We start from the raw sequence: 25,842 nt of genomic DNA, 5'->3' as shown, positions 1-25,842 counted from the left end.
TCCTCCTTGGGGTGATGGTTCAAACGCTCAGGTATTGGTCGAAGACATGCGCCTTTGTTTCGAGTTCGTCCTTTGCGACGGTCTCGACGATATGGCCGTGGTCCATGATGAAATGCCGGTCCGCGAGCGGTGCGGCGAAGCGGAAGTTCTGTTCGACCAGTACGACGGTGTAGCCGCGCTTTTTCAGCTCGATCAGGATCTCGGCCAGCTTGTCGACGATCACCGGGGCCAGCCCTTCGGTGATTTCGTCCAGCAGCAGAAGCGTTGCGCCGGTGCGCAAGATGCGGGCCATGGCCAGCATCTGCTGTTCGCCACCCGACAGCCGTGTGCCCATACTCTTGCGGCGTTCGGCAAGGTTGGGGAACATCTCGTAGAGTTCTTCAACCGACATCCCGCCCGGCGCGATGGCGGGTGGCAACATCAGGTTTTCCTCGACGTTCAGGCTTGAGAAAATGCCGCGTTCTTCCGGGCAATAGCCGACGCCAAGCCGCGCAATCGTGTGCGGCTGCGAATTGATGACTTCCTCGCCCTTGAGAACGATGGAACCGGTGCGATGGCCGATCAGACCAACAACCGAGCGAAGCGTGGTGGTGCGGCCCGATCCGTTGCGGCCCAGAAGGGTGACCAACTCGCCCTGGTGCACGGTCAGATCGATGCCGTGCAGTGCATGACCTTCGCCATAGAAGGCGTGCAGGTCGGTGATGCGCAGTTCTTCGATAAGTTCGGACGCGTGCTGGCCGCCGATCTCGTTGTTCTGGACAGAGACGTTCATGCCGCTTTCCCCATGTAGGCTTCTTTGACCCGCGCGTCGGACGACACTTCTTCGTAGTTTCCTTCGGTCAGGACGGCGCCGCGTTGCAGAACAGTGATGCGGTCACACAATGTGGACACAACGCCAAGGTTGTGTTCGACCATCAGGATCGTGCGATCCTTCGACACTTTGCGGATGAGTTCAGTGATGCGTTCCACGTCTTCGCGGCCCATGCCCTGGGTCGGTTCGTCCAACAGCATCAATTCGGGTTCGAGGGCGAGCGTCGTCGCGATCTCCAGCGCGCGTTTGCGGCCATAGGGCATGTCTCCCACGATCGAGTCGGTGAAACGCTCCAGCCCCACCATGTGCAGCAACTCGTCAGCGCGGTCATTCAGCTTGTTCAGCGACGACAACGGCTTCCAGAAATGGAACGAGGTTCCCAGCTTGCGCTGCAGGGCCACACGCACGTTTTCACGCGCTGTCATATGAGGAAAGACGGCCGAGATCTGGAACGACCGGATCACGCCCATGCGCGAAATCTCGGCGGGTTTGGAGGAGGTGATGTCGGCACCATTGACCTTGATCGTCCCGCGTGTCGGAACCAGAAACTTGGTCAGCAGGTTGAAGACCGTGGTTTTTCCCGCACCGTTCGGGCCGATGAGGGCGTGAATGTCATGGCGCTTGACCTTGAGATTCACATTATCAACCGCGGTAAAGCCTTTGAAATCCTTGGAAAGGCTGTCGGTCTCAAGAATATATTGGGCCGTGCTTGTCATCGTTTCTCTTTCTGAAAAAAATGGGTGGAGCGAATGGGAGAAAACACTCCACCCAGTTCAGGGAGGTTCTGTTTCAGAGCGCGCGGGCGCGATCCCGAAGAAGGAACTTCTGGATCTTGCCGGTCGACGTCTTTGGCAGCTCCCCAAACACCACGGTCTTGGGAGCCTTGAACGTCGCCATGTTCTGACGGCAGAAGGCGATCACTTCGGCCTCGTCCAGGGTTGCACCGGGCTTGATGGTGACAAAGGCGCAAGGTGTTTCGCCCCATTTGTCGTCCGGGCGCGCCACAACCGCGGTCTCCAGAATTGCGGGATGCTTGTAGAGCACGTCTTCGATTTCGACCGACGAGATGTTCTCGCCGCCTGAAATGATGATGTCCTTGGACCGGTCCTTGAGTTCGACGAACCCGTCGGGGTGCATCACGCCAAGGTCGCCCGAAGCAAACCAGCCGCCGTTGAACGACTTCTGCGTGGCGCTGGGGTTCTTGAGGTAGCCACGCATCACGTTGTTGCCGCGCATGAAGATCTCGCCCAGCGTTTCGCCGTCATGGGGCACGGGCTTCAGGCTGTCGGGGTCGGCGACCATCAAGCCGTCAAGGGCCAGGTTCTTCACGCCCTGGCGCGATTTCAGCTTGGCCTTGGCTTCGGCGTTCAGGCCGTTCCACTCGTCTTTCCAGGCACAGACAACCGACGGCCCGTAGGTCTCGGTCAGGCCGTAGACGTGGGTGACCTCGATGCCCATGGCTTCCATTTTTTCGATCACGGCGGCGGGCGGCGAGGCACCGGCGGTCATGACCTTGACCTCGTGCGAGAAATCCTTGAGCGCGTCCGGCGCGTTGGCCAGCATGTTCAGGACGATCGGCGCACCGCAGAAATGGGTCGCTTTCTCCTCGCGGATCAACTGGTAGATCGGCTCGGCACGCACGGCACGCAGGCACAGGCACACGCCCGCGTTCGCCGCGATGGTCCAGGGGAAACACCAGCCATTGCAATGGAACATCGGCAGCGTCCAAAGATACCGCGAATGCTGGGGCATACCCCAGGTGACGATATTGGAGGTCGCGTTCAGCATCGCGCCGCGGTGGTGATACACCACACCCTTGGGATCACCGGTGGTGCCCGACGTGTAGTTCAGGCTGATGGCGTCCCACTCGTTGCCGGGCAGGGACCATTCGAAAGCGGGGTCGCCCTCGGACAGCAGTTCTTCGTAGGTAAGCGCGCCGACCCGCGACCCGCCGTCAAACGTGGCATCCTCGATATCCACCACCAGGATGTTGTCGCGGCCGGACATCTTGACGGCGCGGTCGACGACATCGGAAAATTCCACATCGACCAGAAGAACCTTGGTTTCGGCGTGGTTCAGGATGAAGGCAATCGCTTCGGAATCAAGCCGTGTGTTGACAGTGTTCAACACCGCGCCGGACATCGGTACGCCAAAATGCGCTTCGAACATTTCCGGGATATTGGCGGCAACCACCGTGACGGTGTCGCCCACGCCCACACCGCGTGCAGACAAGGCGCCGGCCAGTTGGCGGCAGCGGTGATAGGTGGTCTGCCAGTCGCGGCGCACGTCGCCATAAACCACCGCCGGATAATCAGGATAGATCGAAGCAGTACGCTCGATGAAGCTCAGCGGAGACAGCGCGACGTAGTTGGCCGGTGTCATGCCCAAACCATGCTCGTAGATGGTCGCGTTATGCATTGTGATTCCTCCCAAACGTCAGGTTGGGGAGTGTGTGCCATGCAGATGTTGTCGAAGTTTCAGCCAAATGTACGCAATTGTACTGCCATCTGGCTGGATGCCGGGTTTGGCGCTAAAGTTTGTGACAGTTGCAGTTTGAAATTCGCTTCCCCCGACGCTTCCACTCCCACGAGAGCACTTGATATGAGCAAGGAAACCAATAGGTTGGCGGTCGAAAACCTGATCCGGGAGAGCCTGGATCACATGGCGCAGGGGCTGACGATCTTCGACAGCAACCTCAAGCTTGTCAGTTGGAACAAGCGCTTTCTGGACTTGTTGGGGTTCCCCGAGGCGCTGGCGTTCGAAGGCGCGGATTTTCAAAGCTTCATCCGGCACAACGCCGAGTGCGGAGAATACGGCCCCGGCGATGTCGACGCACAGGTCGCAGAGCGGGTGGAGCAGGCGCGGGCGTTCAAGCCGCACAATTTCGAACGCGTTTCGATGAACGGCAAGACGCTGCGGGTCGTCGGCTCTCCGCTGCCGACGGGCGGTTTCGTGACGGTCTATACCGATATCACCGAAGACAAGAACCGCGAGAAAGTTCTGGAACAAAGGGTCGAGAAACGGACCGCGCAACTGCGGCTGAGCGAGTCGCGGCTTCAACTGATCGCGGATGAGGTTCCCGCCGGGATTGCTCACATCGACCGTGGCATGAACATTCTGTATGCCAACAAGCGTTTCGCGCGCGCCTATGGCCGTGATCCCTCGCAGCTGATCGGCAAGCCCTGCAAGGATATTCTTCACCCCCAAACCCACGAACGCTCGTCACGGTTCTTCGAACATGCGCGCCGCGGCAACGTGGTGGATTTCGAAATGGAAATCACCCTTCCAAACGGTCAGAAACGCGAGATCCGGACCTATCTGCGCCCCGATAGTCCATCCGACGGCGAGGTTGTCGGATTCTACCTGTTGTCGCTGGATGTCACCAAGCTCAAGTTTGCCAACGCCGCGTTGCTGCAATCGCAGAAAATGGACGCCCTCGGTCGGATGTCCAGCGGGATATCCCATGACTTCAACAATGTCCTGGCAATCATCCTCGGCAATCTCATTCCCCTGAAGGAACGGCTGTCAGACAAGACCCTGCGCGACGAATACCTTGATCCGGCGATTGCCGCGGCCCGTCGCGGCAGCGACCTGACGCGCAGATTGCTGTCGCTTGCAAAAAGCGAACCGGCGCATCCGAGCGCCGTGCATGTCGACACTCTGATCTCGGGAATGATCGAACTGCTGCAGTCGACATTTCCGCGCGACGTCAACATTGTCTTTTCGGACGACGCCAGCAACCGGCCCGCGATGGTCGATCCGGCACAGCTTGAGATGGCGCTGCTCAACCTCTTCATGAACGCGCGCGAGGCAATCGGTCATCAGGGCTGCATCACCATCACGGTCGAGCCCGAGGACCTGGGCCCAAGCGAGGCCGAACTGAACAAGCTGCCAGCAGGACCGTATCTCAAGATCAGCGTTACGGATGATGGCGTCGGCATCTCGAAAGAAGCGCAAGAGCGCGTCTTCGAGCCTTTCTACACCTCGAAGGGAAACAGTGGGGGCACCGGGCTTGGCCTGTCGATGGTCTTCGGGTTTGTGCGAGAGGCGAACGGGACCATCTCGGTGGTCAGTGAACCCGGCGTGGGCACGACGTTTTCCATCCTGCTCCCCATCGCCGAAGAGGATACCAAGGACGAGGCTGGCGCGTCCGGTTCCGGGCAATCGGACGCCGAAGACAGTTCCGAAAACCCGCTGGTCCTGCTGGTGGAAGATGACGAAGCTGTTCGAACCGTCGTTCGCCGCCATCTGATCGAACTTGGATATCCCCTGATCGAAGCCGAAGATGCGGCGGTGGCCCTTGAGCTGTTTCGCTCGGTGCCCGAGATCAAGCTGATGCTGAGCGACATCTCGATGCCCGGCGATATGGATGGGATCGCCCTGGCCGAATGTCTCAGCCGCGAAGCCCCGCGCCTTGGCATCGTTCTGATGAGCGGTCAGTGTGCGTCGCTCAAGGATCTCGGCAAGCCGGGCGCCTATCCGTTCCTGGCGAAACCCTTTGAAAAGCGCGATCTGGCCAACGTTCTGTCATCCCTTCAGAAAAACAGCGACGTGATGGATGGGTCCGGGGCACAATGAGCCAACTGATTTACATCCTCGAAGACGAGACCGAGATGGCGCGGATCATGCGGCGCGCCCTTGAAGGGGTCGGATACAAGACCCAGCACTTCCGGCTGCGCAGTGATTTTGAAAAAGCCCTGCAGAAGACCGCACCGGATTTGATGCTGATCGATCTGAGCCTGCCGGACGGTGACGGGCTGACGATGATTTCAGACAGCGTGAAACGCCGCGGGATTCCGGCGATCATCGTGACGGGCCGGGGCGACTCAACCGACAAGATTGTCGGGCTGGAGCTGGGAGCGGATGACTATATCGTCAAACCCTTCGAGCCGCGTGAGATGGTGGCCCGTGTCCGCGCCGTTCTGAGACGGGGGCAGGCGCAATCCGCCGCCAAGCCGCAATCGCATGGCCCCAAGGTTGCCGAGTTTGACGGGTGGGTCGCGGACTTTTCGTCCTGTACGCTGTGCGACCCGGACGGCAACACCGAGAACCTCAGTTCGGCAGAAGCGGCCTTGCTGGAGACATTCCTGACCTTGTCGGGACGCGTGCTGAGCCGATCGAAACTGCTGGATATCGGCAGCCCGGACGATCTGGACCCTTACGACAGAAGCATCGATGCACGAATTTCGCGCCTGCGGCGCAAGCTTGGCGATGATCCAAAGTCCCCAAAAATGATCCGGACCGTCTATGGCGCCGGATACGTGTTCGTCACCAAGGTCCACTGGCAAAACGAATAGACGCATTGACCCGAGGCCCGACGCGGACAAGTCGCGCGGCCGCTTCAAGGACCGCGGGTGTCCAGGGCGCGCAACCGGCCGTCACCTTCTGGACAGCGCCGATATCCCCATTGGAAAGATGCGCCTTTCGAAGCTGCAAGGCCCCATCCGGCCCGGCGGTGTCCAACAGCTCACTCATCCTTCTTGTTCAGGCCCAGGTCGGCAAGGATTGCATAGAAGGACGGCAGCACCAGAAGGATCAGCACCGTCGAGGCCAGCAGTCCGAACACCACGGAAATGACCAGTGGCTTGAGCGTCTGCGCTTGCGTGGAGGTTTCAAACAGGAGCGGGGCCATTCCGATGATGGTGGTCGAGGCCGAGATGAAGATCGGACGAAAGCGGACGCGGACGGCATCGCCTGCGGCCTGTGCCGCGGTCTGTCCCTGGGCCTGTCGTGTCTTGATGACCCCGACCAGCAGGATGGCGTTGTTCACCACGATCCCGGCAAGCGAGGCCGCGCCGACCAGGGACGGCATCGAGATGTTATAGCCCATCGCCATATGCCCCCAGATCACCCCGAGAAACGCCAAGGGGATCGTCAGCATGACGATCAGAGGTTCGACGTAACTCCGGAACTGGAAGCTCAGGACGATGAATATCCCCACCAACCCGATCAGGAACCCCCTAAGGATCGACGCGACGGTCTCGGCCGAATTCGCGGCCTGTCCGGCAACCTCGAACGTCAGGCCCGGAGTCGCGGCGGCGAGGTCGGGCAGGGAACTTTCGGACATTTGTGCCGTGATCGCGTCGGCATTCCCGATCCGTCCGTCGACGTCTGCCGAGACGGTCAAGGTCCGCAACCCGTTGCGGCGCGTGATCGTGCCCCAGCCACGCCCTTCTTCGATGGTCGCGATGGTGGAAACCGGCGCGGTGCCGCCGCCGGGCAGGGCAATCTCGAAATCGCTCAGGTCGGCGCGCGTCTCCCGGTCAGCCTCGGCCAGCAGCAGTTCGATGTCCCAGGCCATGTCACCGCGTCGGACTTCGGCAAGCTCGGACCCGAGGAAGGCCGCAGGCAACTGCGCGGCAACGTCGGCGGCCGTCAGGCCCAGGGCTTCGGCGCCGGGTGCCAGCGTCAGCCGCAGTTCGCCCGCACCGGGACGCAGGTCAAGGATCGCGTTGCGCACCCCGGCGTAGGTTTCAAGTTCCGCAAGGGTCGCGCGTCCGGCGGCTTGCAGCGTGTCCAGGTCGGGATGCGTCAGGCGCAATTCGACCGCGATGCCCTGCGGCCCGATGCCGGGTTCGACCAGGATCAGCGAGGTGACGCCGGGAAGGGGACCGATCTCGGCCCGCCACAGCGCCACGATCTCGTCCAGCGTGCTCGTGCGGATCTCGGCCCCCAGAAGGTCCACGGCCACGGTGCCGACATGTGCGCCGTTTTCGCCCGCCGACAGGTTGCGGCCCAGGCGTGTGATCCGCCGGATGACCAGGGGCTGCCCCTCGGGTTGCTCCGGTGCAAGCTGCGTGTTGACCCGGTCGAGCGCGGCCTCGACCTGCGAAACGGCTTCTGCCGTGCGTGCGAGGGGCGTGCCCGCCGGCATCAGGATGCGCGCCTCCAGCACGTCCCCGTCGATCTCGGGCATCGCTTCGCGTTTGACGATGCCGCCCCCCAAAGTGCCAACCGTCGCGATCAGCGCACCGATGGCCAGTCCGGCGACCAGCCAGCGTGCGCGGATCGCCCTATCCGCGAGACGCCCGATGCCGCGCTCGCGCAGGACGTCGAAGGCCGCGTCAACGCGCTGTCGCACGCGCGATGGGGGGGCGACGCGCAGACTGCCTTTCAGATGATGGGGCAGGATCAGGAAGGCCTCGACCAGCGAAGCCGCCAGCGCCGCCAGAAGCACGACCGGCAGAACCTCAAGGACCGCGCCCAGTTCGCCGGCCAGGAATGCCAGCGGCAGGAACACGGCGAGCGTTGTCAGGAAGGAGGCCACGACACCGGGCGCCACCACCCCGACCCCGGCAACCACGTTTTCCAGCGTGACGCCCTTCGCGGTTTCCACGGCAATGGATTCGGCAATCACGATGGAATCGTCCATCACGATTCCGATCGCCATCAAAAGCGCCACCAGCGTCATCATGTTCAGGCTCAGCCCGGTCAGCCCCATCCACAGGAAGGCGCCCGCGAAGGCGACCGGCAGGCCCATCGCGGCCCAGACGGCAAATCCCGGACGGAAGAACAGGCTCAGGACCACAACCACCAGCACCAGCCCCATCACGCCGTTCTGGACCAGCATCACCAACCGGTCACGAATGATCGAGGTGACATCCTGCACGACCTCGACCCGCAGGCGGTCGGGCAGGCGCGCTGTCTCTGCGTCCACGAGTTCCGAAACCGCATCGAGCACCCGCAAGGCATCGGCGTCCAGCGCCTTTGCGACGTCGATCAGGATCGCCGGTGTGCCATCGACCGCGACCCGGTCGTAGAGCGGCTCAAATCGTTCGTCGATCACGGCCACGTCGCCAAGCGTCAGTGTGGCACCGTCTGCGAGCACGAGAACCGGAATCCGTGCCAGACCCATCACCGTGTTGCGCTCGGCCGTGAGCCGCAGGGTCAGATCAGCCCCCGTGCCCTCCAGCGTGCCGACAGGCAGGTCGATGTTCTGGCTGGCGATGGTGGCGGCCAGCCCGACGGGGGTCAGCCCATGACCCTCAAGCACGGCAGCGCGGGCGCTGATCCGGATCGTGCGGGTGCCGAGACCGGAGCGGGTGACGCCGGCAACGCCCGGCAGGGCGATCAAGCGGTTTGACAGGGCCTCGGCATAGAGGTCGAGTTCCGGCAGCGGCAGATCGCCCGACACGGCGACCGATGTTACCGGGTCCGAGCGGTGCAATTCGCGCACGATGGCGGGATCGGTCCGGTCGGGAAAGCTGTTGATCGCGGCCACTTCGGTACGCAGCGTATTGACGAAACGGAGCGGATCATTGCCCGGCGCCATGGTGGCGACGGCCCGGGCGCGGCCCGTTTGCGCGGTACAGGTCAGTGTTTCCAGGCCTTCGACCACCTGGACCGCGTCCCACAGCGGCGCGCAGATCGCGCTTTCCACATCCTCGGCCGCAGCACCACGATAGGGCACGGTGATCTCGGCTTCGACGGCGCGGAAATCGGGAAACGTCTCTCGCAGCAGTCCCGGAGCGGTGAAGGCGCCCGCCGCGAGAAACAGCAAAAGCAGAAGGTTGGCCGCCGTCGGGTGGCCGGCGAACCAGCGGATCATTTTCCGACCTCGACGGGCGTCAGCGTGAGTCCGGGGATCGCCGGGGCGATGTCGTCCACGACCACACGGTCGCCCGCGACCAGCCCTTCGGCAATCACCACGCGGCCATCCTGAGCGAAGGCCTGGGTGACTTCACGCAGATCCAGCTTGTTGCCATCGCCCACAACGCGGACCATGCCGGCATGAAACGCCGCCTCGGGGATGGCCAGAACCTCGGGCAGGGGGGCGCCGGTGAGTGTGACTGAAACCTGCATGTTGGGCACCAGCGGCAACCGATGGGGTGGGTCCGCATCCCGGTAGGGATCGTCGACCGTCACGACGACCGGGACGGTGCGCGCCCGTGCATCCAGAACGCCCTCGACACGCGAAACCCGCGCGGCCCAGACCTGAGCAGGATCCGCCAGGGGACTGAGCGTCGCCTCCAGCCGTACGCCCGGACCCTGGCGCATCATTTCGAGCAGGCTCACATCCCCCGGGCTGTCGCCGATCAGTCGACGGAATGCGTCCAGCGGCAGGTGCGCGACGACCTCGACCGACGAGATCCCGCTGCCGCGAATGACGATCTGTCCGGGGGCCACGGTCTGGAATCGTTCCGCAGCGACCTCGGTCACGCGCAGATCGAAGGGGGCGGTCAATGTCGTCTGGCCAATCGCGCGATGCGCGCCGAGGATCGCGGCCTCTGTCCGCTTGATCTGTGCTGCGATGCGTGCCTCCCGCGACGGGATCAGCCCCAGGGCGTTTTCCAGTTCGGCGACCGTGCGGCGCGCCAGCAGCGTGGCCCGCTCCGCCTCATCGGCACGGGACTGTGATGTACTGCCTTGTTCGGCCAGTCGGCGGATGCGGCCAAGATCCGTTTCCGCCAGCGTCAGCCGGTCGCGTTCCAGTGCCAGGATTCGTCGCGTGTTGTCCGCCTCTGCGGTCAACTGGGCAAGTTCGGCCTCCAGCGAGGCAAGGTCGGCCTCTGCCTGGGCAAGGGCCAGATTGTAATCCGCGGGGTCGATCCGCAACACCTCGGTGCCTGCGGGGATCACGCGCCCCGGCTCAAGGTCGGGGTGATGCCAGATCACCGCGCCCTGGACCTCGGCCACCGCGACCCAGGTTTCAGCGGCGCGCAGGTTGCCCCAGGCGGTGGCGATCGGTCGGATGGTCTCGGGCGCGAGGGTCATCACCTGAACGGGCAACCCGGTCCCGGTGGCCGCCACCTGCGCGGGGCCGGGCGCCGTCGTGATCATCCACGCGGCGGCGGCGGCCCCCAGCGCGATGGGCGGCAAGGCAAGCAGCGGCCCGAGACGCATCGGTCTCAGTTCCCGGTGTGGCGCATGCGCGCCAGCGTACCGTCGCGCAGCACGAACTGGTGATAGAGCGCGCCCACGACGTGCAGGACGATCAGCGCCAGCAGGGCGACCTTGAGAACCTCATGCCCTTCGGCGGCCGCTTCGACGCCGCCGAACCAGGCGACCGAGCCGCTGATCGGCATCAGGATCATCAGTGCATAAAGGCCGACATGGGTAAGCTTGGCGATCATGTGCTGCAGCCCGCTGCCTTCGATCGGGGCCGGGACTCCATGGCGGCGGCGCAGGCCAAGGCGCCACAGCGTCAGCAAGAGCACCAACGCCCCGCCCGCCACATGGGCCAGAACCAGCGGATTGAACGCCACTTCGGCCCCGTCCAGGATACGATCCCAGGCCGAAGCGATTGCATCATGAAGCAGGTATTGCTGTGCGATCAGGGCAAAGACGATCCAGTGCAGCGCGATCTGGGGTCTGGAATAGCCGGTCGGGGTGGGCATTGTCGGTCCTTTCTGTCGGGGGCCCGCATCTGGGCGACTCGGAAACGCGTGTTGCGTCGGGAGCGACAATAAGTTAGTTAGTGCTCACTAACAATAGGGGATGTCATGCCGCAACGCCGCAGTGCAGAGGATCGCAAGGCGCAGATCGTTTCGCAGGTCTTGAAACTGGCCTTCGAGATCGGGCCCGACCGCATGAGCACGACGGACCTGGCGCGGATGATCGGGATCAGCCAGCCAGCCATCTTCCGGCATTTCCCGACCAAAGGCGCATTGTGGCTGGCCGTTGCCGAACATGTCGCCACGCGTCTCACTGCGGATTGGGACGAAGCCGAAGCCGGCGCCCGTGATCCCGAGGCGCGATTGCGGGCCCTGATTGCCGCACAGCTTTCCGCGATCCGGGCAACCCCGGCCTTGCCATCGATCCTGTTCTCTCGCGAGTTGACCCTGGACAATCCCGATCTGCGCGATGTGTTCGCGGGTCTGCTCGCTTCGTTCCAAAAACGGCAGATCAAGGCCGTCGCCGGGCTTCAGGATTCGGGCGCCTTGCGCGATGATGTGGCGGCTGCGGATGTGGCCATCCTGCTCACATCGCTGGTACAGGGCGTGGCCATCCGCTGGACGTTGGGCACCCGGAGTTTTCCGATCGTGGACGAAGGCTTGCGGCTGTTCGACATTCAGATGGCGTTGCTGCGCAGGGGGGACGTGCGCCATCCCGACTGACTGCCGGCGGATCACGCCATGGGTGCTCTTGGCCGTCGACAGCAACGATCCGGGGGGCGTGACTTTGCCCGGTGGTCTTGCGGGCATTGTCTTGTTCCCCGCACGGCGGGTCTGCCGCGCCAAACCAATAAGTATTTACAATACCTATTAAGTGGCGTAGCCCGGAAGGTGACCCCACATGGTTGGAAAGGCTCCAAAATGGCGACTGCCAGGCACAAATCCTACGCCTCGCCGCCCTGTCTCGCGCACGAGATCGACCCAGCCTATTTCGACCCCCTGGGCGTCGATCCGCAACAGGCCCGGGACGTTGCCCGCTGGCGCACCTCCGAACGGCGGCGGTTGCTGGCCGCCCGGGCGGCCTTGCCGGTGGCCGGGCGGGCCACGCTGGCCGATGCCCTCGCGCGCGCCCTCGACTCGCTGATTGACGTCCAAGTCGGCCCGGTCGCCGGCCGGGTGGTGTCAGGCTATTGGCCGATCCAGTCGGAGCCAGACCTGCGCGGCTGGCTTGGCGACCAGCACGCAGCGGGAGCCGCCACGGCGCTGCCGGTGGTGGAAACCCGTGCCGCACCGTTGGTCTTTCGCCGCTGGCAACCCGGTGCGCCGATGGTCCGCGGACACTGGAACATCCCGGTGCCTGCCCCCGGCGCAGAGAAGGAGACCCCGGAGTTCGTCCTCGCCCCGCTTGTCGGCTGGGACCAAGAGGGCTATCGCCTCGGCTATGGCGGGGGATACTTCGACCGCACGCTGGCGGCCCTGTCGCCCCGGCCCTTCGTCGTGGGCGTCGGCCTGGATGCAGCACTGCTGCCGACGATCTATCCACAGCCGCACGACATTCGCCTTGACGCGATCGTCACGCAATCGGGTCTACGGTATCGGGCCGGACGCTGATGTTCCCCTTGGACGGTCGTACAGAGGATCGCTGTCAATGCGATGCCTTCCGGATCGCGATAGGCGGCACCGGGTGACTTGCAGCGCAGCGGGGTATTTCGTGCCACCGGTTGCGCCGGGCAGCAATTGGCTGGTGAAGCCCGGCCGTGCCCGCTAGGATAAAGCCATGACATCTCCAAATCCAAATTGGCAACGGCTGCTGTCCCGGACAGCGTTTCTGAAACGATTTGCCGACCGGGAACTGGTTGGCGACGGGCTCAGGTTTGTCATCCACGCGGATGGCCGGATCACGGGGCAGGCCGGGACCGGCAAGTTGTCCGGGCAGTGGTATTGGGAAGATGGGTATTTCTGCCGAACTGCGTCCCTGGATGGCGAGGATCTCGGTCTCGATTGCGAGATCATCGAATATCGCGGCGACAGTATGCGCTACACGCGCAACAAGGGAGAGGGCGAGGCTTCGGTTGTGGCGATTGCATCCTAGGGGCTTGATCTGCGGCCGGGTTTGAGGGCGCACAGCCCCTGCCTTCAACACCCCCAGGAACCTCTAGCCCGCATCGCATGTTCTGGCATCAGACGCGGGTCTGCGCTTTCGCAAGGCCAGTGGGGTCAGAACTGCCGTGAAGACCGTGCCGACCGTCAGGGCAACCCTGATACCCGGTGTACCCAGTTCGCGCGGAATGGTCTGGAAAAGCCAAATCGGCGCAGACAGGCGTGTAGGTCATCGCAGCCTGTTGGAGGCCCGCGCAGATGGCAAACGGCTCACCGGCCACGCGAATAGGCGGGGCTTATGCTGCGGCATCGCTAACCGACGGGTTGCAACTTTCAGCGTCGCGGTCAGGAAGATGCCCCCCGCGACTGGAACGGGACCCCGATCGGCAAGCCGACATTCAATAACGCCAGCAGGTCAGTATCTGTTGTAGCCCCATGGCTGTTGCCGTGGTAACGGCGCGTCAGCGCACGTCGCGCCCCAACCCGCAAACGCGTTTGGAACACGGAACAAGCGGGGCGGGGCGCATTTCACGGCGCGCGCCCAGAACTGAAGGTTGATGCCGCGCAAACCTCACGCTCCAGCCCAGCAGCGCCCTTCGTCCGGACAGATATATTTCGGTGCGGCGGATGTCTTGCCCCAACACCCTGATGGCGCTGGACTGCATTCTGCGGGCCGATTGCGCCACCTACCGGAGTTATGGTTTTTTCTTGACCCCGATACTGACCGCCGTCTTTCCCTTGGCGAAATCGGCGGTTGCCGCGACCTTTTCCTTGGTCTTCTTGGGTTTTTTCACTTCGCGGTTGCTGCGTTTCCTGTCGCCTTTTGACATGGGTTTTCCTTCCGTTGTCCGTTGGTTTCAATGCGGGTTGGCCCGCCGCTTGCCGGCAGCTTTGGTTCAGGGGGCGTCACGCGCGCCCAATCGAGTTGCCACCGTCGATGATTGCGTTGATCAGGGCCACAACGGCCCGGTGCCGCGCCATCTCGGTCTCAGTCCCGGTGGCGTTCTCGTGGGTTGCCGCAGCATCCCGCAGAACTCCCACGATCTCATGCTCCGGCAGAACCCCGTGATCGTTCAGGGCAAGCAGAAGCGCCTCGCAGATCGAAAGGGCAGCCTGACCTGCGTGCTCGTTCGCCGTGATCATCTTGGTTTTCCCTTCATCACAACGTGATCCGGGGCATCGGATGCGGTGCTGCGTATGGGTACTTCTTGCAGGAAATGGTCTATGCTGGACTGATCGAGAGCAGTCTCCGGGCCGATTTCGGCGCGCGGACCGCATTTTGGACTGGAGGATCCATGACACCAGTCGAGAAAAGCCCCCTCACGCGCAAGCTTTCGGCCTTCGTTGCCTTGTCCGAGGTTGAACTGGCCGTGCTGGACGGCTTGCACCAGCGTCGCCGTTCCTTTGTGGCGGGGCGGGATATGGTGCATCAGGGCCAGTCGGCACAAGCCGCCTATATCCTGTCGTCGGGGTGGGTCTGTTCCTACAAGATCCAGCCGGACGGCACGCGCCAGATCGTCGATTTCCAGGTGCCGGGGGATTTCCTGGGATTGCGGAGCGTTCTGCTGCGGACCTCGGATCACAGTTTCGAGCCTATCGTGAACATCCAGGCCGTCGAGGTTCTGGCGGAGGATCTGCTGGCGGCATTCGCGCAGACGCCGCGCCTTGCCACCGCCATCCTCTGGGCCGCATCGCGGGATGAGGCGATGGTGGTGGAGCATCTGGTCGGGATCGGCCGACGCGACGCGGATGCCCGTATGGGGCACTTCCTGCTGGAGCTGGGATCGCGGCTAGCGCTGGTGGGCATGGGCAGCAAGGAAGGGTTCGACTGCCCGCTGACGCAATATCACCTTGCCGACACTCTGGGGCTTAGCGCGGTGCATGTGAACCGTGTCCTGCGGCAGTTGCGCGAAAGCGGTCTGGTGACCTTCCGCGAGGGCCATGTGACCATTCACGACTACGGCAGGCTGGTGGATCTTGCCGAGTTCGATCCAGCCTATCTGGATCAGACCGGGCCCCTGTTGAAATAGGGTTGCGGCCTTTCGGGCGCCTGCGGGGCCCCTCCCGCCTCGATCGCATTGACCGCCGGCCAACCGGATTTTGATGGCCGGGACTAACCTGCGTCAGCGCCGGGCAAAGGTTCCCGATGTAGAAGAATACAGATCGTTCGACAGTGACGGCCGCCGTGATCCGGGGGTGCAGACAGGTGTCAGCGACGGATCTGCCAACATTGCGGAGACCCAGGATGAACATGCGATCGTCAAGATCGACGGTGACGTTTGCCAACGCGTTTGGCCTGCTGGGCCACGCGGGAGTATTGCCCGCCGGCGACTACGAGGTGCTCGTCGAGGAAGAACTCCTCCAGGGGCTCAGCTTCGAGGCTTACCGGCGGACGGCGACCTACCTGCTTGTGGAAGGCAAGGGCGCAGATGCGGGGCGCAGCGAGATGCGCGCCACCACCGAGAACGACCTGAAAGCGGCGCTGCGCCGCGATCAGGCAATGACGAATCAGAACACTCACAGCGAGGCGGCGCTTTCTCCGCCGGAGGACTTGAAATGAACACTCCCGAATGGCTGAAACCCGGAATCTACGGCGCCTTGATCGGCGCTGTCGTCGTCGGCGTTGGCGGGTTTTCCTGGGGCGGCTGGATGACCGGCGGCAGCGCGGACAAACTGGCCAACGCGATGGCGCGTGACGAGGTGATAGCGGCGATGGTGCCGGTCTGCCTCGACAAGGCGCGCACCGATCCCGACCGGATCGAACAACTTGCCACGATCCGCGCGGCCTCCACCTTCAAGCGCCGGGATGCGATCATGGCGGCGGGCTGGGCGACCATCCCTGGGGCGGACTCTCCGAACCGTGATCTTGCCCAGGCCTGTATCGAAGGGTTGCAACTGGATGCCTCGTAGGCTCGGGACAACTGCGGCGCGCAAGGGTGGCCGACCGGTTCGGAACCGGACGGCGGCCTTCTGGCGCGCCACGCGCGGTTCGGCGATCTTTTGCGTTCTGGCAGCGTCCGCCGCTTTCGCGCTTCCGGCCCTTGCACAATCGTTTGGCGCCCCGATGCCCGAGAATGCGCATCCCAAAAGCTATGGCGATGGGTGGGAGTGTGACCTGACCTTCCGGATCGACGGCGATCAGTGCACGCCCATAGACATCCCCGAGAATGCCTTCGCCACGAACCGGACCTATGGCGACGGCTGGGAATGCCTGCACGGGTATCGCGAAATCGACGGTGCGATGTGCACCGAGGTGGCGGTTCCCGAGGGCGGGTATCTGGAAGCTTCGGGGCAGGGATGGCGCTGTTTGCGCGGGTACCTGAAGGTCGACAACGCCTGTCAGGAAATCGTCGTGCCGGACAATGCCTATCTGTCGGATGATACCTATGGCGCATCCTGGAAATGCAACCGGGGGTTCGAGGCCGTGGGCGAGGCATGTGCGCCCATCGTGGTGCCCGACAATGCCTTCCTGAACGCATCGATCTATGGCCAGCCCTGGACATGCGAGCGCGGCTACGTCGAACAGAACGACGCTTGTACCGCCGTGATCATTCCCGAGAACGCCTATTTCAGCGATGCCTCCTATGGTCCGGGCTGGAAATGTGACCGGGGCTATTCAAGGTCGGGTGGTGGCTGCGTTCCGCTGGAACTGCCCGCCAACGCCCATATCGACAGGTCCGGGAACCGGTGGGAATGCCACAGGAACTTCCAACTGTCAGGTGGCCGCTGCGTGCTGAACCAATAGGATCTTGACCATTTTGCTGCGGTCACCGGCCATGTACACGGCCTGTCCGGGCAGCGGTGCCAGCGCCCCCCCCTGGTGGGTGCGCCAGGCGCCGCTGCCGCCGGGCTTTCCAACGCCGCACCCCACGAAACCCAAACCACGGAGGACCACGCCGATGGAAGACCTGACCAGCAAGACCGTTGCCATCTTCACCCGGCCGTTCCGTGTTCCGGGGTTTGAAGAAACGCTTCCCGCGGGAGAGTATGCCATCGAGACAGAATTGGTGTCGCCACCGGATCATCTGCAGCCCGAGGCCTGGAAAGCTTCGGTGCAGGTGAAGCTGCACCCCAGAACATCGCATCCCGGACTGGCCAGAACCCTGACCGTTTCGCTTGCCGATCTGGACTTTGCGCGCGCCATGGACAAGCTGACGGGCAAGGCCTTGTCGGACTACTTTGTTGACGAAATGCTGGCCGACCCGATGATCCGTCTGGTGATGGAGGCCGACGGCGTTTCGGAAGCCCAGTTGCGCCATCTCTATTCCGGGCAGGGGCCAAACCGATCGAGCCGCAGCGCGCGGGACGTGTTGGCCACCCAGGACACGCAGAACGAAGTCACACCGTCTGCGTCGAACAGCGGACTGTCCACGGACACCGCCCGGACAACAGGCGCAACATGACGATCAGGAAACCCAAGGCTGACAGGGCGCTGCCGGACAAGGCGCCAGCGCGCGCCTCGGGCGACGTGCCGCGAGAGCGCCAGTGCCTGCGCTGCGAGGCCGTGTTCTGGAGCGAGGGGTTCGGAGAGCGCATCTGCCGCCGCTGCAAGGGGCTCAACGTCTGGCGCAACGCCATGCCCGTCACCCCGGGCGGCACCCGCCGCCGCTGACGGCGTAGGACGGGCGCGTTTTTGTCTCCGAACCGAATTGGAACCCACCGTGGCCCATCTCGATATCCTGCACACGACCACCTACCGCTATCGCCACCGGGTCTCGCTCGGGCCGCACCGGTTGATGCTGCGCCCGCGCGAAACGCGGGAGCTGCGGCTGTTCTCGCACGCGGTATCCATCACCCCGGCGGCAACCGTCACATGGGCGCATGATGTCGCCGGCAACGCCATTGCGACCGCCACCTTTGACGCGTCCACAGATCATCTGGTGATCGAAAGCCGCGCACGTCTGGAATTGAGTGCGCCGGCGTGGCCGGTCTTTGCCATCTCTGCCTCGGCCACAGAGTATCCCTTTACCTATTCCGCCGAGGAATGGACCGATCTGGGCGCGCTGACGATCCCGCAATATGGCGATCCGGAAAGCCGCTTTTCCCGGTGGGTCGCGGGTTTTGTGATGGCGCATCCGACCGACACGCTGTCGCTGTTGAAGGACATCAGCAATGGCGTGTTTGCGCAGATTTCCTATCAGAGTCGCGAGATGGAAGGCACCCAGTCTCCGACTGAAACGCTGGATCGGGGGTGGGGGTCGTGCCGGGACTTTGCGGTCCTGCTGGCGGAAGCCGCCCGGCACCTTGGTCTCGGGGCGCGCATCGTCTCGGGCTACCTGTCCGATCCGCAAGAAAGCCTTCAGGGCTCTGCGGGCTCCGGCTCGACCCATGCCTGGGTTGAAATCTATCTTCCCGGTGCCGGATGGATCGCCTTCGATCCCACAAACCGAAGCGTCGGATCCCAGAACCTGATCCCGGTCGCCGTCGCCCGAAACATCGCGCAGGTGACGCCGGTGACCGGCAGTTTTACCGGTGCAACCGACGATTTGATCGCGATGGATGTTGTGGTGAGGGTTGATGTGTCTTCGGATCCCGCCGCGGTCTAGCGACCGGATCGGGCGGTCCCCAGGGGCCACGCGGGACCGGTCCGCTCAGAATGCAAGAGACGCATTCAGCCAGAGCGTGTTGCTCTCGAACCGGCGCTTGGCGCCGAATTCGCTGTAGTATTTCAACTGGAAGCTCACGTCGTTTCCGAAAAGGTTGGCCCCGGCGTAGGTCACGATGGGTCCAAGACCGAACACCTGGGCGCTCAGGCTGTCGGCGCCCAGAAAGGCCTTGGTGTTCTCGGCGCCAGAGCCGCTGTCGTCTCCGATCTGCTTGTAGGCATAGCCGGTCGCGCCGAAGGCCCAGCCGGACTTCAGGTGCTGAAGAACCGCCGCCTCAAGGTTGACCGCCGGTGCGTTCTGGTAGTCGGTGGCCTGATTGCGCGTGCTGAACAGCACACTGGCCGAACCCGAAAGCTCCACCCCCGTCGCAGGATCCAGATGGGTGATCGCGAAGACCGGCTGGATCGACCAGATGTTCTTGCCGGTGTTCAGCGCGTCGATGGTGCGGTTGGCCACATCTATCGTCGCTGTACTGTAGCTGCCCGTCGGCGCAAAAACCGACAAGGCGGCACTGTAATGCAGATTCTCGCGATGCCAGCCAACCACACCGGTCACCGTGACATCGCCCACCCCCGAGGTTGTGTCGGTGATCGGAATGCCGTCGATGGGCGGTGTTTGCCCGATGAACGACAGTTTCGCGTCGAAGACATAGGGGATGTTGATGTTGAGGGCAGGGGTGCCGCCCCACAGGGTTGTGTCGAAGACTTGCGTGACGCTGAGCTTGGCAAACGTCAGGTCGATCTTCGTGTCCGCGCGAATGGGCAACCCGGCGAGCGAGAGACCTTGCACCGACCCCTCGGAGGTCACCACGTCAAACCCGACATATGTGCCCGGTCCCGGCACGATCCCGGAAAATGTGGTCCGCGATCCCAGAAGATAGGCGCCCATGCCGCCCTCGACCGCATGGGCGCCGGACGCGGCGGCCAGCAGCAGCGCAAGGCTGGCGATGGCGGGGCGGACCCTGTGCATTGTCGTCCCCCTCACTTTGCCGGCGTGTGCCAGATCGGCGACGTCCAGGCGCGTTCCTGGATCGTCGCGGGCACTTCTTTCAACAGGGGCAGGCCGTTGCGGACGGCATCATACGTTGTCCAGCGCGGCGTCGGGATCTCGATCACGCGGCCATAGTAGAAGGCGCCCTGCGTCGGGTCGAAATCGTCATCCGTCCAACTTCCCACAAGCATCGGCGCCCCGATGTCGTTGGTATAAAGCGCGGTTTCCAGATCCACCGTATTGCCGACCGGCGGCAACTGGCCGTCGCTGTCGGGGGTGCGATCCCCGGCCCAGACGGCATCGATGATCCGTTCATGTGTCTCGCCCTCGGCATCGACCCAGCCCTTGATGATCTGGAAGCGATCCAGATTGGCGCCATCGGGGTCCTTCTCGGCGTAGACGGTAAAGGTCGGCGCCGTCTGGCCCGCCTCCAGAACACCGCCCATCGGCACACCGCCCGCGTAGCCCTGTGCGACCAAATCCACCGGATCGGATACCGGAACCAGCCCGGCCCCTCCGAACATCCGCGCCTTGATGCGCGGGCCAGAGGTGGCGAAGGTTTCGCGCCGTTTCATGGCATCCCAGATCGACGCGCGGGTGTTTTCCTCGGCCCAGACCCCGGCGAGCGAGCCGATGGACAGGTCGATCCCGTCGATCCAGCCGCCAACACCGGCAGTTCGCCGACGCTCTACGCTGCCATCCTCGGGCCCGTGCCCGCCGATGAAATCATCCTCGGAAACGTCGCTGGTCAACCCGTTGTGGTTGTCCGTGCCACCGATGAAGCCCATCTGGTTGGGATTGGTGCCAAGCGCCTGTCCCTGCGCCAGCCCGATCTTCAGCCCTTCACGCACGAAATCCTGTTTCGAGAACCAGCGGTTCGAGTTCTTCTGGATCGTGTCGGCATTCTCGAAATTGGCAAACTCGTCGGCGGCCCAGAACGACCTGTGCACTTCGGAATTGCCCTTGATCTGCATCATCTCGACCAGCGGTTCCCACTTGTTGCGGCTGGCGGCCCATTCGGCATCGACCGGATCGCCGAAACTGTCGACCTGTGGGAACATCAACCCCTTCGAGGCGTTCGAGTTGTGCGGGATCGCCAGCAGGGTAGAGCCCGCCTGCTCGGTCGCGTCCAGCCACTGCCAAAGCTCTTCGGCCTTGTTGGTGGTCCAGCTGTCCAGCGGCAGACCCGGCACCACACTGTCGCGGAAGATGACGTTGCGATGCATGTTGCCGCCGGCGGGGGCTGCCGACCATTCAAAGGCGATGAACGCCGTGAAATTGCCCGGATCATTATGTTCCTCGGCGGCGTCGATGGTGATCTGCCAGCCGGTGCGCGTGGTATCCTCGCCCTGCCAGAACGGCGGATGGCTGGGGTTGTCGCCGCGCGTGTTCGAGACGACGTATTTGTAAAACCACTGCTGTCGTTCCTCCAGGGTCTGAAGGTTGCGCAGGTTCACGATGGTCTCGTCCAGGTGCCCCGGCGCGTCGGGAAAGATGGTCGAGACCATTTCGCCCAGGTATTCCGCGTGATCGCTGACGGCGGCGAAATCCAGTGGCCGGTCCAACTGCTTGTGCCGACCATTGACCAGCACCGGCGCGCCCTTGGCGAAGCGGTAGCTGTCCGACGGCATCAGACGGGTGCCGCCAATATAGGCATCCAGCGACAGGGCCGTGTGCATGTGGGTTTCGCCGAAATAGGCGTTTCTCGCCGGGTTGGGTTCGGCCAGCGCGGTTGTCGCAAGAAGCACGAGGGCAAGGCTGGGGGCTAGGGCTTGCATCAATCTATCCTTGGGGTGTGTGCCAGATCGGCGAGGTATAGGCGCGATCCTGCGTGACCATGGTCACGTCCGGGCCCATTTCAACGCCGAATTTCACCGCGTCATAGGCGGTCCAGCGGGGGGTGGGGATCTCGATCACGCGGGCATAGTAGAAGGCGCGTTCGTCCGGGTCGAAGTCGGGATCCGTCCAGACCGCCCCCAGTTCGGCTGCGCCGATGTCGTTGGTCCAGGACGGGATCGACAGATCGACCGTGTTGCCCACCGGGGGAAGCTTTCCATCCGCGCCGGGGGTGCGGTCGCCTGCCCAGGCCACATCATGGACCTTCTCCATCGCCGCGCCGGTCTCGGCATCGATCCAGCCCTTGATGATCTGGATGCGATCGAGGTTGGCGCCGATGGGATCACGCAGCGCGTAGACCAGGAAATCCGGCGCATCGCCTTCGGCGGGTGGCGCCAGATCGCCGCCCATGGGAACCCCTCCGGTATAGCCGATGCGAGCCAGGTCGCGGCGGTCGATCGCGCTTTCGGCAAAGTCGCCGCCGAAGAAGCGCACCGTCATGCGGGGGCCGGTGGTGGCATAGGTTTCACGCCGTTCCATGGCATCGAAGATCGCGCCACGGGTGTTGTCCGTGGCCCAGACGGCGGTCAGCCCTGCTGCCGAATAGATCCAGGATTCATAGGCAACCTCGCCATCCGGGAAGTTCCGGCCAACGTGCTTGGCCCGTTCGGGGCTGGGTTCATAGGCGGCGAACTTGCTGAAGAAGTTGTCCTCCTGAACCGTTGTCATGCCGATATGGGTATCGGTCGCACCATCGGCGCCGAACTTGTAGGGATTGGTGCCCAGCGTGGCTTCAAGCTCCAGCCCGCGCAGAAGCCCGGACCGTGCGTATTCGCCGGGCAACATTTCTGGGGTCTTGCGTTCGGTCGCATCAAGGTTGCCGTAGTCCCAGGTTTCGAAATCGGCGAACTCATCCTCGGTCGACAGCAGGGGATGGGCTTCGCCATCGCCCTTCAGCTGCGTCCACTCGTACAAGCGTTCCCATTTCTGCCGGGCCGCCGCGTACGTGGCATCCAGCGGCACACCATCGGCAAAGTCGTCCACCAGCGGAAACATCATCCCGTTCGACAGGTTGCCGTTGTGGGGGATCGCGGTGACATCGCCGCCAGTCACCGCTTCGTAGTTTTCCAGCCAGGCCCACAGATCGCGGGGATTGCTGGATCCCAGCGGCGGCGTGGTCGAATAGGGCACGACCTGTCCAGCCCGTTCCGGCCCGTCGCGGAAGATGACATTGCGGTGCAGGTTGTTGCCCGCCACCAGCGACGTCCATTCGTAGGCGATGAAGGTGGTGAACACGCCGGGGTTGTTGAACTCTTCCGCGGCGGCGATGATGTCGTCCCACACGCGCTTGTAGGCCGGGTTGCCGGGTTGGTAGTTCAGAACCGGCGACAGGGTGCCCTGCGCAAACTGCTTGGTCAGTTCCTGCGCCGCCTCGCGCGCCGTCTGCCCGCCCTGCGCGAAGGCCTCGTGGAATTTCCGCCCCTGTTCGTCGGCAAGGATGTTGGGCGCCCCGGACAGGATATCGGTGATGGCGCCCATCCCGTCCGAGTGATCGGTGATCATGTAGTAATCCAGGGGCCGGGACAGTTGCACCGGCTGCCCGGTGTTCGAGACGATCTGTTCCCCCCGGGCCAGACGATAGCTGTCGCGCGGCAACAGCCGTGTTCCGCCGCCGCCGGCATCTGCCGACAGGGCCGTGTGCACATGGGTATCGCCGAAAAACACACTCGTGGGAAAAGCCCGGTCGGCATAGGGCGAATAGGGCCGTCCCTTCAGAACATCCGCAGCCGCGTCTGGCGGGATGTCCTGCGCCACAGTACCGGACGGCAAGGCCAGCGTGAACGCTGCAGCGGAAAGGGTGACGCCAAGGGCAAGAACGGATGGTCGCATGGAAATATCTCCTATCTCGGCAGCAGAAGTTTGGCCGTCAGGCCGAAGGTGTTCTCGGGGGTGATGCCGTCGTCGTGAATACTATGGTCAGCCGGCAGTCCATTGTCTTGCGCCCCCGCAGACATGGCGGACAGTGCGACAATCAGGCCGGACAGCTTCCATTGCATTGCGTTTGATCGGACCATTTTCCGGGCAGCCCAAGACTTTGACAGGCGCGGTGGCCTTTTATCCTATGCCACTGCATCGACGCAGAATACCATTGGCATCTCGAAAACATTGTGCAGGATTGACCAATCCTGTGAAAATGGCGGATGCAAGATGGCGGACCACACACACCTGAAATCCGGATGGTTGGGCGATGTTCCTGCACCGCTGGCGGACAGCATTCTGTCGCTAGGCTCATGGGTGCGCGTCCCGGCAGGAGAGATCGTCTTTCGAATTGGAGACGAGGCAGGTGACCTGTTTGGAATTGCCTCGGGCTCCATCGGGATGCACATCGCGATGAACGAACACGAACAGCGGGTCGCCCATATCTGCGGACCCGGATTCTGGTTCGGAGACTTCGAACTCGTGACCGGCCTGCAGCGCATCATGGAGATCGATGCCAACGAGGATCTGCTTCTGCTGCGTGTCACCAGAACCGCGTTTCTGGAAATGGCCGGGGCAGAGCCCGAGATCTGGCGCTGGATTGCGGTTCTGGCGGTGCAGCACGGAATGCTGGCAATGGGCGCAGCGGACGACCTGATGCTCGCCTCGGCCGAGGCGCGGGTCGTTGCGCTCTTGCTCAGGCTGACGGGCCATCGGCTGAACCACCCGGCATCCCCGCCACTGGAGTCAATCCGGATTACACAGCAAGAACTGGCGGTTGCAGCCAATCTTTCACGTACGGCGACGGGCACCATCTTGCGCAAGCTGAAACGAAATGGCGAAATCCACATGGACTATGGAGTGATCGCCGTGCGCAATCCCGAAGCCCTGCAAGCCCGCCTGATGTGAGCCTGTTCGAAACTTGGGCACGCTGTGCCCACGCGCGGTGTGCGCCTTGCTGGCCCAGGCAAACTGCCAGACCAACACCTGCACCCCGAGGCCCCTGGCGCGGCACCGATCATCCCGGAAATGCGGCGTGACCACAGCTTTGCATCGGTCCGGATCGCGGCCTCTGGGTGGATTCACAAACGAAGTGCAAATTTTGTACGAATACAGAGAGTTGCATGGAGTATGAAGAATGGGAACCCACTATTGTCACCTGAAGCTGGACGAACGGCGCAAGCTCGCAAAGTGGCTGGAAGCCAAAATGCCGGTCTCAGAGATTGCGGATAGATTGTGCCGCGACCCCTCGACGATCTACCGGGACATTAAGCGGAACCGATATACTGACGAAGAAATACCGGAGCTGAACGGCTATCACGCTCTCGTCGCTCAAGACAAATACGAGCAGCGCCGTGCTGTCCATCGCAAGATGATCGCTCATCCTGAACTCAAGGCCGCCATCGAGGATCGGCTGAAGGCTGGCTGGTCGCCAGAGCAGATAGCCGGTCGCATGCGATTGGAACGTCATCCGATCCGCGTGAGCCACGAGACGATCTATCGCTTCGCCTATTCCAAGGACGGTCGCGAGGAGCAGTTTTATCGGCACCTTCCCGAACATCGCCGCCGCCGCAGGCCGCGTGGCTATCGCAAGCATAACCGGACCCACATCTTCGACGTTCAAAGCCTGTCCCACAGGCCTGAGCGCATCTCTGAGCGTGCCGAGTTCGGCCATTGGGAGTGCGACCTGATGATGTTCCGCAAGGAGCATGGAAAGGTGAACGTGACGTCTCTGGTCGAGCGCGTCAGTCGTTTCGCCGTTGTCATGCGCAATGAGGATCGCCAATCCAAACCGATCATGGAGGCGCTGATCCAGGGGCTAGCTCCCCTGCCCGCCGATGCACGCCAGTCGATCACCTTTGATCGCGGCACCGAGTTCTCCGCCTGGCGGCACCTGAAAGCCGGGATAGGTGCAGATGCATGGTTTTGTGACCCACAAGCTCCGTACCAGAAAGGCACAGTCGAGAACACGAACAACAGGCTGCGGAAGTATCTCCCCAGATCCACCGAACCGACGGCGCTGACAAATCGATACTTGAGGTCGATTTGCCACCGCGTCAATTCCACGCCGCGCAAGTGCCTCGGCTACCGAACGCCCGCTGAGGTGTTTCAAAGCGAGCTGATGGAGTTACAGAACCGGCTGGAGTAAAACGACATATCAGGAACTGCACTTCACCGTGAGCTCACA

The 25,842-nt window shown here is 63.0% G+C and carries 26 protein-coding genes; 14 read left to right on the top strand and 12 right to left on the bottom strand.

Translation table 11 applies throughout. From position 1 onward, the window contains the following. Positions 1-19: 19 nt before the first annotated feature. The 3 genes from ACP15K_RS11585 to ACP15K_RS11575 all read right to left on the bottom strand — a co-directional run bounded on the left by ACP15K_RS11585 (position 20) and on the right by ACP15K_RS11575 (position 3,229). Positions 20-772 carry an ABC transporter ATP-binding protein gene (locus tag ACP15K_RS11585; protein WP_193142768.1) on the bottom strand — a complete coding sequence of 251 codons (753 nt, stop codon included), beginning with the start codon at positions 770-772 and terminating at the stop codon, positions 20-22. Next, complete coding sequence (locus tag ACP15K_RS11580) at positions 769-1,527, bottom strand: ABC transporter ATP-binding protein (protein ID WP_193142767.1); 759 nt, start codon at positions 1,525-1,527, stop codon at positions 769-771. The genes ACP15K_RS11585 and ACP15K_RS11580 overlap by 4 nt, the downstream gene beginning before the upstream one ends. 73 nt (positions 1,528-1,600) lie before the next feature. Beyond that, positions 1,601-3,229 carry an acyl-CoA synthetase gene (locus ACP15K_RS11575; protein ID WP_193142766.1) on the bottom strand — a complete coding sequence of 543 codons (1,629 nt, stop codon included), beginning with the start codon at positions 3,227-3,229 and terminating at the stop codon, positions 1,601-1,603. A gap of 183 nt (positions 3,230-3,412) precedes the next feature. Here ACP15K_RS11575 and ACP15K_RS11570 point away from each other — a divergent pair, with 183 nt between their 5' ends. Together ACP15K_RS11570 and ACP15K_RS11565 are read left to right on the top strand one after the other, a co-directional pair. Continuing rightward, positions 3,413-5,389: a hybrid sensor histidine kinase/response regulator gene (locus ACP15K_RS11570; RefSeq protein WP_424990574.1), complete on the top strand. Its 1,977-nt coding sequence runs from the start codon at positions 3,413-3,415 to the stop codon at positions 5,387-5,389. Next, on the top strand, positions 5,386-6,108 hold the full coding sequence (locus ACP15K_RS11565) for a response regulator (protein ID WP_193142764.1): 723 nt from the start codon (positions 5,386-5,388) through the stop codon (positions 6,106-6,108). The genes ACP15K_RS11570 and ACP15K_RS11565 overlap by 4 nt, the downstream gene beginning before the upstream one ends. Positions 6,109-6,278: 170 nt before the next feature. Here ACP15K_RS11565 and ACP15K_RS11560 read toward each other — a convergent pair whose 3' ends face one another. From ACP15K_RS11560 to ACP15K_RS11550, 3 genes are read right to left on the bottom strand one after another with little or no spacing between them, the layout of a single operon-like run. Continuing rightward, the gene (locus ACP15K_RS11560; RefSeq protein WP_193142763.1) at positions 6,279-9,359 is read right to left on the bottom strand and encodes an efflux RND transporter permease subunit; all 3,081 of its coding nucleotides are present in this window, start codon (positions 9,357-9,359) and stop codon (positions 6,279-6,281) included. Next, a complete protein-coding gene (locus ACP15K_RS11555) occupies positions 9,356-10,654 on the bottom strand; it encodes an efflux RND transporter periplasmic adaptor subunit (protein ID WP_424990573.1) in 1,299 nt (432 codons plus the stop codon). Before ACP15K_RS11555 ends, ACP15K_RS11560 begins: the two co-directional genes overlap by 4 nt. A gap of 5 nt (positions 10,655-10,659) precedes the next feature. After that, the gene (locus ACP15K_RS11550; RefSeq protein ID WP_193142761.1) at positions 10,660-11,148 is read right to left on the bottom strand and encodes a cytochrome b; all 489 of its coding nucleotides are present in this window, start codon (positions 11,146-11,148) and stop codon (positions 10,660-10,662) included. A 105-nt stretch (positions 11,149-11,253) separates the two neighbouring features. Here ACP15K_RS11550 and ACP15K_RS11545 point away from each other — a divergent pair, with 105 nt between their 5' ends. The 3 genes from ACP15K_RS11545 to ACP15K_RS11535 all read left to right on the top strand — a co-directional run bounded on the left by ACP15K_RS11545 (position 11,254) and on the right by ACP15K_RS11535 (position 13,237). Next, positions 11,254-11,868, top strand: coding sequence for a TetR/AcrR family transcriptional regulator (locus ACP15K_RS11545; RefSeq protein ID WP_424990572.1), 615 nt, complete (start codon positions 11,254-11,256; stop codon positions 11,866-11,868). Positions 11,869-12,036: 168 nt separating this feature from the next. Further along, on the top strand, positions 12,037-12,756 hold the full coding sequence (locus ACP15K_RS11540) for a 5-formyltetrahydrofolate cyclo-ligase (protein ID WP_424990571.1): 720 nt from the start codon (positions 12,037-12,039) through the stop codon (positions 12,754-12,756). A gap of 166 nt (positions 12,757-12,922) precedes the next feature. Further along, positions 12,923-13,237 (top strand): hypothetical protein, encoded by a 315-nt coding sequence (locus tag ACP15K_RS11535; protein WP_193142759.1) that lies wholly within the window; start codon positions 12,923-12,925, stop codon positions 13,235-13,237. 703 nt (positions 13,238-13,940) lie between these two features. On the opposite strand, the gene ACP15K_RS11530 is transcribed toward ACP15K_RS11535, so the two are convergent. Further along, positions 13,941-14,075 carry a hypothetical protein gene (locus ACP15K_RS11530; protein ID WP_264299190.1) on the bottom strand — a complete coding sequence of 45 codons (135 nt, stop codon included), beginning with the start codon at positions 14,073-14,075 and terminating at the stop codon, positions 13,941-13,943. Positions 14,076-14,151: 76 nt separating this feature from the next. Then, positions 14,152-14,388 carry a hypothetical protein gene (locus ACP15K_RS11525; RefSeq protein WP_424990570.1) on the bottom strand — a complete coding sequence of 79 codons (237 nt, stop codon included), beginning with the start codon at positions 14,386-14,388 and terminating at the stop codon, positions 14,152-14,154. 152 nt (positions 14,389-14,540) lie between these two features. Here ACP15K_RS11525 and ACP15K_RS11520 point away from each other — a divergent pair, with 152 nt between their 5' ends. The 7 genes from ACP15K_RS11520 (at position 14,541) to ACP15K_RS11490 (ending at position 18,791) form a co-directional block, all read left to right on the top strand. Next, on the top strand, positions 14,541-15,275 hold the full coding sequence (locus ACP15K_RS11520) for a Crp/Fnr family transcriptional regulator (RefSeq protein ID WP_193142757.1): 735 nt from the start codon (positions 14,541-14,543) through the stop codon (positions 15,273-15,275). 215 nt (positions 15,276-15,490) lie between these two features. Continuing rightward, complete coding sequence (locus ACP15K_RS11515) at positions 15,491-15,805, top strand: hypothetical protein (RefSeq protein ID WP_193142756.1); 315 nt, start codon at positions 15,491-15,493, stop codon at positions 15,803-15,805. Beyond that, positions 15,802-16,155 (top strand): hypothetical protein, encoded by a 354-nt coding sequence (locus ACP15K_RS11510; protein WP_193142755.1) that lies wholly within the window; start codon positions 15,802-15,804, stop codon positions 16,153-16,155. The genes ACP15K_RS11515 and ACP15K_RS11510 overlap by 4 nt, the downstream gene beginning before the upstream one ends. 154 nt (positions 16,156-16,309) lie before the next feature. Further along, on the top strand, positions 16,310-16,990 hold the full coding sequence (locus ACP15K_RS11505) for a hypothetical protein (RefSeq protein WP_226925979.1): 681 nt from the start codon (positions 16,310-16,312) through the stop codon (positions 16,988-16,990). A gap of 154 nt (positions 16,991-17,144) precedes the next feature. After that, positions 17,145-17,648 carry a hypothetical protein gene (locus ACP15K_RS11500; protein WP_193142754.1) on the top strand — a complete coding sequence of 168 codons (504 nt, stop codon included), beginning with the start codon at positions 17,145-17,147 and terminating at the stop codon, positions 17,646-17,648. Further along, the gene (locus ACP15K_RS11495; protein ID WP_193142753.1) at positions 17,645-17,857 is read left to right on the top strand and encodes a hypothetical protein; all 213 of its coding nucleotides are present in this window, start codon (positions 17,645-17,647) and stop codon (positions 17,855-17,857) included. Before ACP15K_RS11500 ends, ACP15K_RS11495 begins: the two co-directional genes overlap by 4 nt. 49 nt (positions 17,858-17,906) lie before the next feature. Then, positions 17,907-18,791 carry a transglutaminase family protein gene (locus tag ACP15K_RS11490; protein ID WP_424990569.1) on the top strand — a complete coding sequence of 295 codons (885 nt, stop codon included), beginning with the start codon at positions 17,907-17,909 and terminating at the stop codon, positions 18,789-18,791. Between the two features lie 45 nt (positions 18,792-18,836). Here the strand turns inward: ACP15K_RS11490 and ACP15K_RS11485 are convergent, their stop codons facing one another. Genes ACP15K_RS11485 through ACP15K_RS11470 form a run of 4 tightly spaced genes read right to left on the bottom strand, consistent with a single transcriptional unit; the run spans position 18,837 to position 23,734 of the window. Beyond that, positions 18,837-19,820: a SphA family protein gene (locus ACP15K_RS11485; RefSeq protein ID WP_193142751.1), complete on the bottom strand. Its 984-nt coding sequence runs from the start codon at positions 19,818-19,820 to the stop codon at positions 18,837-18,839. Positions 19,821-19,831: 11 nt separating this feature from the next. Further along, the gene (locus ACP15K_RS11480) at positions 19,832-21,619 is read right to left on the bottom strand and encodes a DUF3604 domain-containing protein (RefSeq protein ID WP_193142750.1); all 1,788 of its coding nucleotides are present in this window, start codon (positions 21,617-21,619) and stop codon (positions 19,832-19,834) included. 4 nt (positions 21,620-21,623) lie between these two features. Then, entirely contained in the window at positions 21,624-23,567 is a 1,944-nt protein-coding gene (locus ACP15K_RS11475; protein ID WP_424990568.1) for a DUF3604 domain-containing protein, read from the bottom strand. An 11-nt stretch (positions 23,568-23,578) separates the two neighbouring features. After that, positions 23,579-23,734 carry a hypothetical protein gene (locus tag ACP15K_RS11470; protein WP_424990567.1) on the bottom strand — a complete coding sequence of 52 codons (156 nt, stop codon included), beginning with the start codon at positions 23,732-23,734 and terminating at the stop codon, positions 23,579-23,581. 151 nt (positions 23,735-23,885) lie between these two features. On the opposite strand from ACP15K_RS11470, the gene ACP15K_RS11465 reads away from it, so the two are divergent. Continuing rightward, positions 23,886-24,563 carry a Crp/Fnr family transcriptional regulator gene (locus ACP15K_RS11465; RefSeq protein ID WP_193142747.1) on the top strand — a complete coding sequence of 226 codons (678 nt, stop codon included), beginning with the start codon at positions 23,886-23,888 and terminating at the stop codon, positions 24,561-24,563. 229 nt (positions 24,564-24,792) lie between these two features. Further along, a complete protein-coding gene (locus ACP15K_RS11460; protein ID WP_424990000.1) occupies positions 24,793-25,803 on the top strand; it encodes an IS30 family transposase in 1,011 nt (336 codons plus the stop codon). Positions 25,804-25,842: the final 39 nt, after the last annotated feature.

It is taken from the genome of Fluviibacterium sp. S390, from assembly GCF_049800695.1.
Classification (GTDB): domain Bacteria; phylum Pseudomonadota; class Alphaproteobacteria; order Rhodobacterales; family Rhodobacteraceae; genus Meridianimarinicoccus.
The sequence above is the reverse complement of the archived record's forward strand: the minus strand, read 5'-3'. Positions and strand labels throughout refer to the sequence as shown.